The 13,116-nt window shown below is 66.0% G+C and carries 8 protein-coding genes and 1 tRNA gene; 7 read left to right on the top strand and 2 right to left on the bottom strand.

Features of this window, described 5'->3' with window-relative positions; translation table 11 throughout:
• Nucleotide 1: 1 nt before the first annotated feature.
• A complete protein-coding gene (locus FMZ75_RS11060) occupies nucleotides 2-2,659 on the bottom strand; it encodes a plasma-membrane proton-efflux P-type ATPase (protein ID WP_246728902.1) in 2,658 nt (885 codons plus the stop codon).
• Between the two features lie 252 nt (nucleotides 2,660-2,911).
• Here FMZ75_RS11060 and FMZ75_RS11055 point away from each other — a divergent pair, with 252 nt between their 5' ends.
• Nucleotides 2,912-4,828, top strand: a complete 1,917-nt coding sequence (locus FMZ75_RS11055) for a glycosyltransferase (RefSeq protein ID WP_166142802.1) — start codon at nucleotides 2,912-2,914, stop codon at nucleotides 4,826-4,828.
• Between the two features lie 12 nt (nucleotides 4,829-4,840).
• Nucleotides 4,841-6,088 carry a glycosyltransferase family 1 protein gene (locus FMZ75_RS11050; RefSeq protein ID WP_166142800.1) on the top strand — a complete coding sequence of 416 codons (1,248 nt, stop codon included), beginning with the start codon at nucleotides 4,841-4,843 and terminating at the stop codon, nucleotides 6,086-6,088.
• Nucleotides 6,089-6,417: 329 nt separating this feature from the next.
• On the opposite strand, the gene FMZ75_RS11045 is transcribed toward FMZ75_RS11050, so the two are convergent.
• On the bottom strand, nucleotides 6,418-7,266 hold the full coding sequence (locus FMZ75_RS11045; protein WP_166142900.1) for an outer membrane protein: 849 nt from the start codon (nucleotides 7,264-7,266) through the stop codon (nucleotides 6,418-6,420).
• A 351-nt stretch (nucleotides 7,267-7,617) separates the two neighbouring features.
• Here FMZ75_RS11045 and FMZ75_RS11040 point away from each other — a divergent pair.
• The 5 genes from FMZ75_RS11040 (at nucleotide 7,618) to FMZ75_RS11020 (ending at nucleotide 13,051) form a co-directional block, all read left to right on the top strand.
• Nucleotides 7,618-7,711: transfer RNA gene (locus FMZ75_RS11040), tRNA-Ser, on the top strand.
• A 166-nt stretch (nucleotides 7,712-7,877) separates the two neighbouring features.
• On the top strand, nucleotides 7,878-9,179 hold the full coding sequence (locus FMZ75_RS11035; protein ID WP_166142798.1) for a FecR domain-containing protein: 1,302 nt from the start codon (nucleotides 7,878-7,880) through the stop codon (nucleotides 9,177-9,179).
• Between the two features lie 143 nt (nucleotides 9,180-9,322).
• The gene (gene hflK, locus FMZ75_RS11030) at nucleotides 9,323-10,450 is read left to right on the top strand and encodes an FtsH protease activity modulator HflK (RefSeq protein WP_166142796.1); all 1,128 of its coding nucleotides are present in this window, start codon (nucleotides 9,323-9,325) and stop codon (nucleotides 10,448-10,450) included.
• Nucleotides 10,447-11,358: a protease modulator HflC gene (hflC, locus tag FMZ75_RS11025; protein WP_142863703.1), complete on the top strand. Its 912-nt coding sequence runs from the start codon at nucleotides 10,447-10,449 to the stop codon at nucleotides 11,356-11,358. The genes hflK and hflC overlap by 4 nt, the downstream gene beginning before the upstream one ends.
• A 187-nt stretch (nucleotides 11,359-11,545) precedes the next feature.
• The gene (locus tag FMZ75_RS11020; RefSeq protein ID WP_108917285.1) at nucleotides 11,546-13,051 is read left to right on the top strand and encodes a Do family serine endopeptidase; all 1,506 of its coding nucleotides are present in this window, start codon (nucleotides 11,546-11,548) and stop codon (nucleotides 13,049-13,051) included.
• The last annotated feature ends 65 nt before the right edge of the window (nucleotides 13,052-13,116 follow it).

Here is a 13,116-nt window from a genome sequence, read left to right as displayed (position 1 = left end):
CTTACCCTCTGGATGAGGCTGCCTGCCGCGCCAACGCGAGACCGCCGGAGAGCGGACGCTCGACCGTGGCCACGCTTTTCTCCTGCCGTCTCATGCGATGATCCACGACGCGCGCGACGATCTTGCGCGCCAATCCCAATATGAACATGAAGCCGATGCAATAGGCCCAGACGATGCCGATGAGCCGCAGCGAGATCGGCGGAACGAGCCAGCCGAAATAGCACATGGCCGCGGCGAGAAGCTGCGTCGCGAGAATCGCGAAGAGGAGCTTCCAGGCCGGAAAAGGCGGCAGGAAGAACCAGCGCTGCGTGCGCGCGACGAGCAGCAGCAGATGGCCGCCGACGACGAGCTGCAGAAACATCATCGTCTGCAATTGCTGCGGCGAGAACAGCTGCATCGCCTCCCCCAGCGGCTCGCGCGCCAGCGCCCTGACGCCGATGAGCAGCAGGCCGAAGGATTCGATGACGCAGACGAGGCCGAGCACGGTCGCAATGGCGAGCAGCCGCGGCATTCGCCAGCGTATCGGCCGCGGCTCGACCGGCGTATTGTCATAAGCGATGGTCATGATCGGCGCGTCGTCGAGCAGCGACATCACGACGATCATCGCGGCGGTGAGCGGCGTGAATCCCAAAAGCACGCTCGACAGAACGACGACGAACATGATGTCGATGGTCAGAGCGACGCGATAGGTCGTGTAGCTCTCGATTCGGCCGAAAATGCGCCGCGCCTCGTCGATGGCGCTGGAGATGACGGAAAGCCCCGGCGCGGTGAGGATGAGCGCCGCGGCGCCGCGCGCAGCGTCGGTGGCGCCAGAAACGGCGACTCCGCAATCGGCCTGCTTCAGCGCCGGCGCGTCATTGACGCCGTCGCCCGTCATGGCGACGAGATGGCCGCGCTGCTGCAACGCTTTCACGATCGCATATTTATGCTCGGGAAAGACGCGGGCGAAGCCGTCCGCCCGCTCGATCGCGTCGACGACATCGGCGGAAAGATGGTTGGGATCGAGATCTTTGGGAAAAATATCGGCCGCCGCGACGATATGATCGCCGAGGCCGAGCTGCCGCGCGGTCTCTATCGCTATGGCGGTGTCGTCGCCCGTCACCATTTTCACCGCCACGCCCTTGGCGCGAGCGGCGGCGATCGTCGCCTTGGAATCGGCGCGCGGCGGATCGAACATGGGCAAAATTCCGAGCAGCCGGAACGTCGCGCCATCGTCCCCCGAGCGCGCCACGGCGAGCGCGCGCGAGCCTTTTTCGGCGAGTTCGTCGACGATTCTTTTCACGCGCTGCGCGATGTCTGCGTCGGCGTGGACGAGATCGACGATCGCCTGCGGCGCGCCTTTGGTGACGATGATCGACTTGCCCTGCGCATCGGTCACCGTCGCCTGCGTGCGCTTGGCGACGGGGTCGAAGGGAATGAATTTCGTCGTCGAATAAGTTTTGAGGGCATCCTTGTCCTTCAGCGCGTCGATGCAGGCCGTGTCTATGGCGTCGCGATCCTCGAGCTTGGAGGCGAGCGCAGCGGCGAGAATACAATCCTGCGCGTCCTTGGACTCGAAGAGGATAGGCTCGCTCAGCGTCAGCTGATTCTTGGTCAGCGTGCCGGTCTTGTCGGAGCACAGAATATCGACGCCGGCCATCTCCTCTATCGCCGAGAGCTTGGAGACGATCGCCTTTTCTTTCGACAGAGCCAGCGCGCCGAGCGCCATCGTCACCGAGAACACCGCCGGCATGGCCACCGGAATGGAGGCGACCATCAGCACCAGCACGAACTGAAGAATGGAGAGCGCGTCCGCCATGCTCCAATCATCGGCGACGACGAGATCGCGATAGACCTTCACCGCGACGAGAACCGCCGCGAGCGCCACGGCGACGACGATGAGAAAATCGCCGATCTCGAACATGGCCTTTTGCGCATGGCTCGCTGCGCCCGCGCCGGCGACGAGGCTCGCCGTGCGGCCGAAGAATGTGTTGGCGCCCGTCGCCGTGACGACGCCGATCATCTCGCCCTGCTTCACTATGCTGCCGGAATAGGCCACATCGCCGACCTTTTTGGCGACGGGCAGCGATTCGCCGGTCAGCGCCGCCTGGTCGATGGAGGCGTAATCTCCCGACACGAGCCGCAGATCGGCCGGCACGACGACGCCGAGCCGGATCTTCACAATGTCGCCCGGCGTCAGCTCGGCCGCGGGCCTCGCGCTCCATTCGCCGTCGCGCAGCACGGTGGCTTCCGGCGCGAGGCCTTTCTTCAGCGCCGCCAGCGCATTGGAGGCTTTGCGATCCTGCCAGAATTCGAGCCCGGCGTTGAACAGCAGCAGAGCGAAGATGATGGCGAAATCATTCCAATGGCCGATCAGCGCGGAGACGATCGCCGCCGCCTCGATCATATAGGCCATGGGCCCGGCGAAATAGCCGAGGATCTTGCGCCAGAGGGAGACGCGCTTCTCGGGCAGCGCATTGGGGCCGTAGGCCCGCAGTCGCCGGCGCGCCTCATCCGCGGCGAGCCCGCGTCTCGGATCGACGCCGAGCCGCGTCAGCACTTCGTCCAACGGCATTTTGCCGTAATCGGCGGCCGCCGGCGGAACAGCGGCCGCAGGGCCGGCGGCGGAGCGCGGCGGGAGCGGCCCGGTCGCCAGCGAGGTTCTGGTTGTCAACGACATGGCGTATCTCTTCGAGCCTGTGTCTCGGAGCGAGTCTCGGAACGAATCTCGGAGCGTCGCGGGACAAGAAGCGGGCGCGTCTTTCGCTGACATAGAGCCGAGGCCGCCCGGAAATAGCCTCCGCCTCATGATGAATTGCGCCGCGCGCCACATTAACCATGACGTTGACAAGCCGTCGCACCTCGCTCAAGAGGACGGCTATTCTGGACGGCCTCTCGCGGCGCGGCCTCCAATTCGAGAAGTGGATCACATTTGACGCAGCAGGCAATCGCGCTGACCCCCGCGAAGGACGTGATCGTCCGCGACGAGCGATTCGTCTCTGTCTCGAAAGAGCCCTGGCTTCGAATCGAGGCCGATTTCGGCGCCGGCCCTTTCGTCGAGATGGTTTTCCGCACGAGCCTGCTCGACGATCCCGTGCGGCCCGTGCTGCGCTTCGTGACGCCTGCAGGCGCCATCGACCGCATTCTCCCCGGCCCGGCCGCCGGCGCAGGCGTCTGGATCGGCGCCCTGCCCTGCGGCGCGCGCGAGTTTCTCATCAGCCCGACCAATCGGCCCGGCCCTTTCGGCTTCATGATCGAGAGCCTGCGGCCGGTCGGCCTCGCCGAGGCGCTGATGCGCGTCTGGCGTCGCAGGCCTGCGAAGCTCTGGTCATATTTCCTGCCCACTCTCTTCGGCTATCGCAGCGAGGCCGAGAATGCGCTCGATTGGGCGAGCAATTTCGAGCCGCTCGATGATTTCGAGAATTGGCGCGCGCGCCGCGCCCGCCGCTTCGAGCCGACGGGCTTCGACGCGCCGCGCAACGACTCGGCGACGGCGCCGCGCTTTGCGATTCTGCTCCTCGACGCCGGCGCGGCCCCCGACCGAAAGGCGCTCACTCTCGCCTCGATCGAGCGGCAATCCCAACTCCCGTTTCTCCCACCCGCGCGCATCGCGCATAGCGAGGCGGAACTCGTTCCCCTGCTCGCCGAGACGGATTTCGTCGCGGTTCTGCGCGCCGGTGACGAATTGGCCGATCACGCCTTCGCCTCGCTCGCCGAACACATCGCGCGCGCGCCGCACGCCAAGCTGATCTACGCCGACGAGCTGCTGCGCACGAAAAACGGACCGAGGCCGAGCTTCACGCCCGATTGGAGCCCTTCGCTCGCGGCGGCGCGCTCCTATTTCGGCCGTTGCGCTTTCTACGCCGCCTCGACGCTGACGGGAAAATCGATCGGCGAGTCGATGCGCGCCGCGCCCTTCCGCCTCGCGCGCGCAGAGATTTCGCATCTGCGCCGCTGGCTGCTGACGCGCGACGAGGAACCGGAAGCGCCGATCGTCGCGCCATCCGCGTCCGCTCGCGCGGAGCCCGCGCCGAGCGTCTCCGTCATCGTGCTGACGCGCGACCGCGCCGATCTTCTTCGCCCCTGCGTCGAGAGCATATTGCGCCTCTCGACGCATCCGTCCTTCGAGCTGATCATCGTCGACAATGGCAGCCGCGAGGCGAAGACCTTCGCCACTTTCGAAAAGGCGAAGAAGGACCCGCGCGTGCGCATTCTCTCGCGCCCCGAGCCGTTCAATTTCGCGCGTCTCAACAATGACGCCGCGCGCGCCGCGACCGGCGAGGTCCTCCTCTTTCTCAACAATGATACGGCGATCGTCAGCCCGGACTGGCTCGAGACTCTCTCCCGTCGCGCAATGGCGCCGCAGACGGGCGCCGTCGGCGCGCTGCTGCTCTATCCGGACGGACGCATCCAACATGCGGGCGTCACCATAGGGCTAGGGCAGGACGCCGGACATTTCGGCGCTCTGGTCGCGCCGCAGACGCCGTCCTGGCTCGGCCGCGCCGGCCTCGCGCATGAGAGCTCCGCCGTCACCGCCGCCTGCATGGCGGTGGAACGGCGCAAATTCGACGCGGTCGGCGGTTTCGACGCGATCAATCTGCCGATCGAGTTCAACGACGTCGATCTCTGCCTGCGACTCGGCGAGCGCGGCTGGACCGCGCTCTATGATCCGAGCGCGCGGCTGCTGCATTACGAATCGGCGTCGCGCGGCTCGCCCAAGTTTCGTCCGATGAGCGTCTATGCGAAAGAGCGCGACTATTTCCGCGACCGCTGGCGCGCGGTCATTCGCGACGATCCCTATTTTCATCCTGCTTTATCGCTCTATGCGCGCCATCCGGCGCTCTGGTAGAGAGAAAAGAATATGATGCGCCCGATCGTCTATGACGCCACGCATCTCGTCTCCCTCGGAAGGGCGGCGGGCGCGGCCGGCATCGGGCGTATCGATCTTGCTTTCGCACGCCATTTCGCCGCGCATCCGCGCCTGTCCTGCGCCGCGCATTACGGCGCGCGCGGCCCACATGTGCTCGCGCCGTCGCGCCTCGCCCGCATCGTCGCCGATGTCGCGCCTGCCGCGCCGGACGCTTCGTCGGAATGGGCGCGGCTGCGCGGCTGGCTACTCGGCGCGGAGCGTGCGCCCTTCGCCACGGCCCCTGCGCCGCGCGACGCTCTCGGCCAATTTCTCTGGCGCACGCCGCTGCGTCTCGCCAATGACGCGCCGCACGCGCCGCCGCCGAATTCGCTCTATCTGAACATAGGGCAGCACGCCTGCGAGTTCCCGTTGCTGTTTCGATGGCTGGAGCGGCGGCCGGACATGCGCGCCGTCTTCTTCGTACACGATCTCCTGCCGCTCGATCGGCCGGAATTCTTCCGCCGCGGCTATGAGGCGCTGTTTCGCAGGCGAATCGACACGATCCTGCGGCACGCCGATGCGCTGCTGGCGATGAGCGAAATCGTCGCCGAACGTCTCGAGCGCGAGATCGCGCGCAAAGGCGCGCGCATTCCGATTCATGTCGAGCCGGCGCCGTCGACGCAGGGCGAGACCGCCGATGCGCGCGACGAACAGCTCGCGCGCTGCGATTATTTCGTGCTCGTCTCCACGCTGGAGCCGCGCAAGAATCATCTGATGCTGCTCAATGTCTGGCGCGCTCTGGCCGCGGGCCCGCAGCCCGTCCCCAAGCTCGTCCTCGTCGGCGGACGCGGCTGGGAGAATGAGCAGATTGTCGACATGCTGAATCGCTGCGAGGCGATCCGCCCCCATGTGCGCTGGACGAGCGACCTGCCCGCGGCCGCGCTGCGCCGGCTGCTCGCCAACGCCAATGCGCTGCTGATGCCGAGCTTCGCGGAAGGCTACGGCCTGCCGGTGGTCGAGGCGCTCGCGCTCGGAACGCCGGCGATCGTCTCCGACATTCCAGTATTCCGCGAGATCGCGCAGGAGCGCGCGCTCTTCCTTTCGCCCCTCGACGGGCTCGGATGGAAACGCGCCGTGACGGACTTCTGCGCGGCGGCCTCGCCCCGCCGTCTCGCCGCCATCGGCGCCGCGCAAAGCTTCTCGGCGCCCGATTGGATCCGCTATTTCGAGCGCATCGAATCTTTTCTCGACTCGCTCTGAGCCGCCAGCCGGGCGAGAAGCCGATCGCCGCCGGCAGGATCGCGGTCGATCACGCGAGGCGCTTCCTACCGAAGCGGACGGTTCGATGAAGCACAGCTAAAGTCCAGAGTCTTTCGTTTTGACGCGTTTCCAACGCCGACCATTGTCCACTTAGGCTGGAAACTCTGAAGCGTCAGCGAGCGAGGTCGGACCCGGCTCACGTGAAGAAAGCACAGGTCGCCCGAGACACACAAACCTCCCGAGACGACGACAAACAAAAAGCCCGGCGCGATACGCCGGGCTTTTCGTACTATTCTCTTTTCGCTCGCCTCTATCGGGCGACCGCCAAATCAATATTTGGCGACGACCGGAGCGGCGGCCGGGCTGAACAGGTTGAAGTGGTAGTTCACGCCGGCGCGAACCACATGGCCGTTGAAGCGGGCCGAGGAGGAGGTGGTGGCGGCCGGACCAGCGACGGTCGTGAAGGAGATCACGCTGGAGGTCGAGACCGTGCCGAGATCGTAATAGAGATATTCGACCTTGGCGCTCCACTTCGGCAGGAACAGCCACTCGACGCCGCCGCCGGCCGTCCAGCCCACGCGGGTGTCGGAGAAGGCGCTCGACGAGGTGCCGACGAGACCGCCGACAGCCTGGAACACGCTGCTGCTCAGATTGGCCTGACCATAGGCGAGACCGCCGGTGCCGTAGACGAGCAGCGAGGGGGTGATCAGATAGCCGAGACGGCCGCGGACGGTGCCGAGATAGTCGATCGACTTCGAAGCGCTGATCGTCGAGGTCAGCGGGCCGAAAGCAGCAACCGAGGACGTGCCGCTGTTGCTGCCGGCGACGCCCTGGATGTCGGCCTCGACGCCCGCGACGAAGGCGTTGGCGAACTGATAGTTATAGCCGATCTGGCCGCCGCCGATGAAGCCGTCGATGCTGGTGCCGAGCGAGCCCGAGCCGGCGATGCCGACGATCGGGTTGACCGGAGCGATCGAGCCCGAGGAGACCGCCACCGAGCTGCTCTCGTCCCAGGTGTAACCCGCGTTCAGGCCGACGTAGAAGCCGGTCCACACGGCCGGCGGCGGCGGGGGCGGCAGCAGGGGGGCGGCCTTCTTGGACGGCAGGTCGGCAGCCAACGCCGAGCCCGCGGAGACGGCCAGCGCGAGCGCGGAGGCGGCGAGCAAAGACTTTTTCATCATACGGCCCTCAGTTAGATTTCATGGGTCTTCGATCCGCCGCCGCCGGAACGCCTGGGCGCCGCACGATCGATCGCCGACCGCTACAACCCGGCGCAGAGAAGCGCGCCGTCTGTGGTGAATAGCTACGGATCATTGCGTGCGTCGTCAACAAAGGCGGAGCCGTTCGTCCTCCAAATCGCGGTTTTTGTCGAAAGCTGTGTCAATTACGCAACAGTACCGGAGCCCGGCAAAAATAATCTGAGCGCATAAGCGCGCTTGCCAAGAATTTGCCGCTTTGGCATATCTCAACTCACGCTCGCCGAAGCGCCGAGATTCGGAGCTTCGGAAAGAGCGTCTCAGGACGCCTGCGGAGACGTGGCCGAGAGGCTGAAGGCGGCGGTTTGCTAAACCGTTATAGGGTTGTAAAGCCCTATCGAGGGTTCGAATCCCTCCGTCTCCGCCAGCTCCTTACGCCGCCGGCCCGATGGCGAGCCTCGCGAGTGGCGGGCTTCGTCGAGGCTTCATCCCCTTACTGCCTCCCCTCGCGCCGTTGCGCTCAAGCTCGTGGTCGGGCTAGATGGGCGCGAGCGTTCGCGTATTCCCGTCCCATTAAGAATTTCGGATCGACCATGCGCAGACTTGTCGCCGCCCTCGCGGTCCTCGCCTTTTTCACGTCTCCCTCTCGCGCGGCGCCGAACATCGGCAGCGCCACGGCGATCGAGAAGGACGTGCGCGGCGAATCGGACGGCCGCACGGCGAAGATCGGCGTCGGCGACGCCGTCTATGCCGACGAAGTTCTATCCACCGGCGCGGAGAGCCGCGGCCGCTTCGTTTTCGAGGACCGCACCGATCTTCAGCTCGCCCCGTCCTCCCGCGTCAAGCTGGACAAATTCGTCTATTCCAACGACAAAACCGCCGTCTTCAGCGCCACCAAGGGAGCGCTCCGCTTCATCAGCGCTCCGGCCGGCCACAAGGACTACGAAATACGCACGCCCAATGCGACGATCGGCGTGCGCGGCACCAGTTTCGCCGTGCGCGTGCGGCTCGGACGCACCGACGCGGTTCTCTATGACGGCGTCATCGAGGTCTGCCCGATCGGCGGCGGCGCCTGTCGAACGCTCGACACTCCCTGCACTTTCGTCACGGTCGCGAGCGGCGGCGCGACCGCGCCCGCGGCGCTCGGCTCCGGCGACTGGAGCTTCGACGACAGCTGCAAGATTCCGGGCCGACGCGCCGGCGAGACGCCGCCGCTCGCTCCGATGACGCCGCCCCCCGTGACTCCGGCCGCGACGGCTTCGCCCATCGACTGGAGCGGCCCCTCCTTCGGATTCGACGCCGGAACCGGGGTCGGCGGCGGCGAATTCGCCGACCCGGTGCCGATGAACGGCGCCGCCTTCCTGGGCGGCTTGCGCTTCGGCTATTCCTTCGCGCTGACCAAGGAGATCATCGCCGGCTTCGAGACCGACGCCTCCTATCGCAGCGATCTCGGCGGCGGCTCCAACGGCCACGCCCAGGCGTCGAGCGCGCGCGGCGGCTACTTCGGCACGGCCCGCATCCGCCTCGGCTATGCCTTCGATCGCCTGCTGGTCTATGGGACGGGCGGCCTCGCCTATGGCCATATCATCGCGCCGCGCAGCTTCTCCGGCTATAATGTGATCGCCGCGCCCTACACTTACGGGACGAATCGCGAGAATCCGTTCCTGCCGGGCTGGACGGTCGGCGCCGGCGCGCAATTCGCGATCACGGACAATGTGTCGGTGCGCGCCGAATATCTCTACGCCAAGCTGCAGCATTATCTCCCGCTCTACGACACCAATACATCCCCGCTGCCTTACGCCACCTGCACGGTGTCGGCGCTGCACAGCATTCGGGTCGGCGTCAATTACGGCTTCTCGCTCAAAGATTTGCTCTCCATCGCGACGCCGAGATGACGAAGACGCGCCGAATGCCGAGGATATTCGGCCGCGCGCGCGTCGCCGCTCATTGCCGAAGCCACGCGCAAAGCCTATAAAACAACGGCGTCCGCCATCGGCGGGCGCGGCCCGACACATTCCTCTTGTTTCGAAGAGTCGATATGCCCTGGAGCAGTCAAGGCGGCGGCCCTCGCAAGCCGAACGACAACGGCCCCTGGGGCCAAGGTCCCTGGGGCGGCGGCCCTTCCGGCGGCGGCGCGCCGCCCGATCTCGAAGAGCTGCTGCGCCGCGGGCAGGACAGCCTGCGCCAAATGCTCCCCTCCGGCCTCGGCGGACGCGGCGTCGCCATTCTCGCGCTGCTGACCGTGCTCGCTTGGCTCGCCAGCGGCTTCTACACGGTCGGCCCCAATGAGGTCGGGCTCAATCTGCTCTTCGGCAAATATCGCGGCAAGACGCAGGCCGGCCTCAATTATAATCTGCCGTCGCCGATCGGGACGGTGATCAAACTCGCCGTCACCGACCGCAACGCCGTCGATATCGGTTTTCGCGAGCAGCCGACCACGCGCCGCGGTCCGCTCGCGCCGGAGGCGCCGGAAGAGAGCCTCATGCTCACCGGCGACGAGAACATCGCCGACGTCAAATTCCGCGTCTTCTGGCAGATCGATCCGGCGCATCCCGAGGATTACGCCTTCAACGTCGCCAATCCGCCGGCGACGGTGAAGGCGGTCGCCGAAAGCGCCATGCGCGAGATCGTCGGCCAGTCGCAGATCCAGAAAATCCTGACCGCCGACCGCAAACTGATCGAGCCGGCGAGCCAGCAGCTGATGCAGAAGGTGCTGGACGATTATCACAGCGGCGTATTGGTGCTGCAGGTGCTGCTGCTCTCGGTCGATCCGCCGGCCTCGGTCATCGCGGCCTTTCGCGACGTGACCGCGGCGCAGCAGGACCTCCAGAGGCTCGGCAATGAGGCGGAAGCCTATGCGAATCGCGTCGTGCCGGAGGCGCGCGGCGCCTCCGCCCGCATTCTGCAGGAGGCCGAGGCCTATCGCGAGCAGGTCGTCGCCGAGGCGCAGGGACAGGCGGCCCGCTTCGACCAGATCTACGATCAATATAAGAAGGCTCCGTCGGTGACGCGCCAGCGTCTCTATCTCGAGACGATGGAGCGCGTGCTCGGCGGCGCCGAAAAGGTCATCATCGACGAGGCGCCGGCCGGCGTCTCCGGTGGCGGCTCCGTCGTTCCCTATCTCCCCCTGCCCGGCTTCTCTTCGACGCAAGGAGGCCGCAAGTGAAAGGTTCTCTGGCTTTTTTCGGCGTTATCCTCGCCCTTTTCGCGCTGATCGCGGCGGGCGGCGCGCTGTTCACCGTCACCCAGACCGAGCAGGCGCTGGTGCTACGATTCGGCGAGCCGGTCGCCGGCCGCGGGCTCATCACCGAGCCCGGCCTGCATTTCAAAATTCCCTTCATCGAGAATGTGATCTTCCTCGACAATCGCATTCTCGACGTCGAGAGCCCCAATCTCGAAGTGCTCGCCTCCGACAATCAGCGGCTCGAGGTCGACAGCTTCATCCGCTATCGCATCGTCGATCCGCTGCGCTTCTACCAATCGGTCGGCGGTATCGCCGGCGCCAATAATCAGCTCGCCTCGGTGCTGAACTCCGCCGTGCGGCGCGTGCTGAGCGAGGCCAATCAGCAGCAGATCGTGCGCGACGAGCGCGCCGGGCTGATGGTGAAGATCCGCCAGCAGGCCAATCTCGAGGCGCGCAAATTCGGCGTCGACGTCGTCGACGCCCGCATCCGCCGGGTCGATCTCCCGCAGCAGATTTCGGAGAAGGTCTACGGCCGAATGCAGACCGAGCGCGCGCGCGAGGCGGCCGAGTATCGCGCGCAAGGCGCCGAGCAGGCGCAGAAGATCACCGCCAAGGCCGATCGCGACGTGATCGTGCTCAAAGCCGAGGCGCAGCGCCGCGCCGATCAGCTCAAAGGCGAAGGCGACGCCGAGCGCAACCGCATTTTCGCCGAAGCTTTCGGCCGCGATCCGGACTTCTTCGCCTTTTATCGCTCCATGCAGGCCTATGAGACCGCTTTCAAAGCGGGCGACACCCGCTTTCTCGTCGGGCCGCGCTCGGATTTCTTCCGTTATTTCGGGACGCCATCCGCCGGCAGAGCCGCCGAGGATCAGACGCCGCAAAAGAAATAGAGTCGCGGTCGCGATGGAAATAAGGTACATAAGGTAGGATTTGCGCGAACGCCCAACTCTCGCCGCTTTGCTGGCGGAGTGCGAGCGAAGTCGTGCGACAATCTTCGCAGCATCGTCTATCGCCGGAACCGCAAGTCGCGCTGTCGCCGCGGCGCGAGGCGCCGCCCGGTCTCAGGAGAGCAAGAGTATGACATCTGCCGCGTCCGTTTCGCTACTCACGGCGCTGAGGCGCGCCCTCGCCGCGGGGCTCGTCGGCGCGCTCGTCGCCGGACCGCTGGCGGCGACGCCGGCGCACGCCAAAGGCCCCGACACTCTGGCCGATCTCGCCGCCAATGTCTCGGACGCCGTCGTCAACATCTCCGCGACGCAGACCGTCGACCAGAAGCGCCCGTCGAAGGACGCCGGCCCCGGCGGCCAGCCCTCGACGCCTTTCGACGAATTGTTCGAGGAATTCCTGCGCCGTCGCCAGCAGCAGGGCCAGGGCGCGCCGGAGCTGCCGCGCCAGCGCAAATCCGCCTCGCTCGGCTCCGGCTTCGTCATCGACGCTTCGGGCATCGTCATCACCAATAATCACGTCATCGCCGACGCCAATGAGGTGACGGTCATCTTCACCGACGGGCAGAAGCTCAAGGCCGAGGTGCTCGGCAAGGACCAGAAGGTCGATGTGGCGGTGCTGAAGGTGAAGCCCGAAAAGCCGCTGAAGGCGGTGAAATTCGGCGACAGCGACAAGGCCCGCGTCGGCGATTGGGTGCTCGCCGTCGGCAATCCTTTCGGCCTCGGCGGCTCGGTGACGGCCGGCATTGTCTCGGCCCGCAACCGCAATATCGACAGCGGTCCCTATGACAATTACATCCAGACCGACGCCTCCATCAACAAGGGCAATTCGGGCGGCCCGCTGTTCAACATGGACGGCGAGGTGATCGGCATCAATACGGCGATCCTGTCGCCGTCGGGCGGCTCGGTCGGCATCGGCTTCGCGACGCCGGCCAATACGGTGCAGCCGGTCATCGAGCAGCTGCAGAAATTCGGCGAGACGCGGCGCGGCTGGCTCGGCGTGCGCATTCAGAATGTCGATGACGGCATCGCCGAAAATCTCGGCCTCGGCGCCACGCGCGGCGCGCTGGTCGCGGGCGTCGACGACAAGGGTCCGTCGAAGACGGCGGGGCTGAAGGCCGGCGACGTCATCGTCAAATTCGACGGCAAGCCCATCAAGGAATCGCGCGATCTGCCCAAGCTCGTCGCGGCGACGCCGGTCGGCAAGGACGTAGAGGTCGTCGTCGTCCGCAACGGCAAGGAGCAGACGAAGTCGATCAAGCTCGGCCGTCTCGAGGATGGCGAAAAGGTCGCCTCTCGCGAGGCGCCCAAGAATGAGCAGATCGAAAAGACCGCCGCGCAGAAGGCGCTCGGCCTCGAGCTCTCCTCGCTCTCGGACGAGCTGCGCAGCCGCTTCCAGATCAAAGAGAATGTGAAGAACGGCGTCATCATCACCGGCGTCGATCCGCGCTCCGACGCGGCCGAGAAGCGCCTGCAGGCGGGCGAGATATTGCTCGAAATCAATCAGGAGCCGATCGCCGATCCCGCCGACGCCGTGAAAAAGGTGAAGGCGCTGAAGGACGGCGGCAAGAAATCGGCGCTGCTGATCGTCGCCAACGCCCAGGGCGACACGCATTTCGTCGCTCTGACGCTCGACTGACGACAGCCCCAGGCTTTCGCCTTCGCGAGAGCGCCCTATCTGGCGAAAGAGATCGCCCGCGTCGG

The sequence above is a fragment of the Methylosinus sp. RM1 genome, assembly GCF_011378635.1.
Lineage (GTDB): Bacteria > Pseudomonadota > Alphaproteobacteria > Rhizobiales > Beijerinckiaceae > Methylosinus > Methylosinus sporium.
Note: the sequence above shows the minus strand (reverse complement) of the source record. Positions and strands in the feature narration are given on the sequence as shown.

Excerpts from the sequence above, each read along its gene's own strand:
- FMZ75_RS11035 (WP_166142798.1), top strand. The coding sequence starts at position 7,878 with ATGCGCAGACTTGTCGCCGCCCTCGCGGTCCTCGCCTTTTTCACGTCT.
- FMZ75_RS11020 (WP_108917285.1), top strand. The coding sequence starts at position 11,546 with ATGACATCTGCCGCGTCCGTTTCGCTACTCACGGCGCTGAGGCGCGCC.
- FMZ75_RS11050 (WP_166142800.1), top strand. The coding sequence starts at position 4,841 with ATGATGCGCCCGATCGTCTATGACGCCACGCATCTCGTCTCCCTCGGA.
- FMZ75_RS11060 (WP_246728902.1), bottom strand. The coding sequence starts at position 2,659 with ATGTCGTTGACAACCAGAACCTCGCTGGCGACCGGGCCGCTCCCGCCG.
- hflK (WP_166142796.1), top strand. The coding sequence starts at position 9,323 with ATGCCCTGGAGCAGTCAAGGCGGCGGCCCTCGCAAGCCGAACGACAAC.
- FMZ75_RS11045 (WP_166142900.1), bottom strand. The coding sequence starts at position 7,266 with ATGAAAAAGTCTTTGCTCGCCGCCTCCGCGCTCGCGCTGGCCGTCTCC.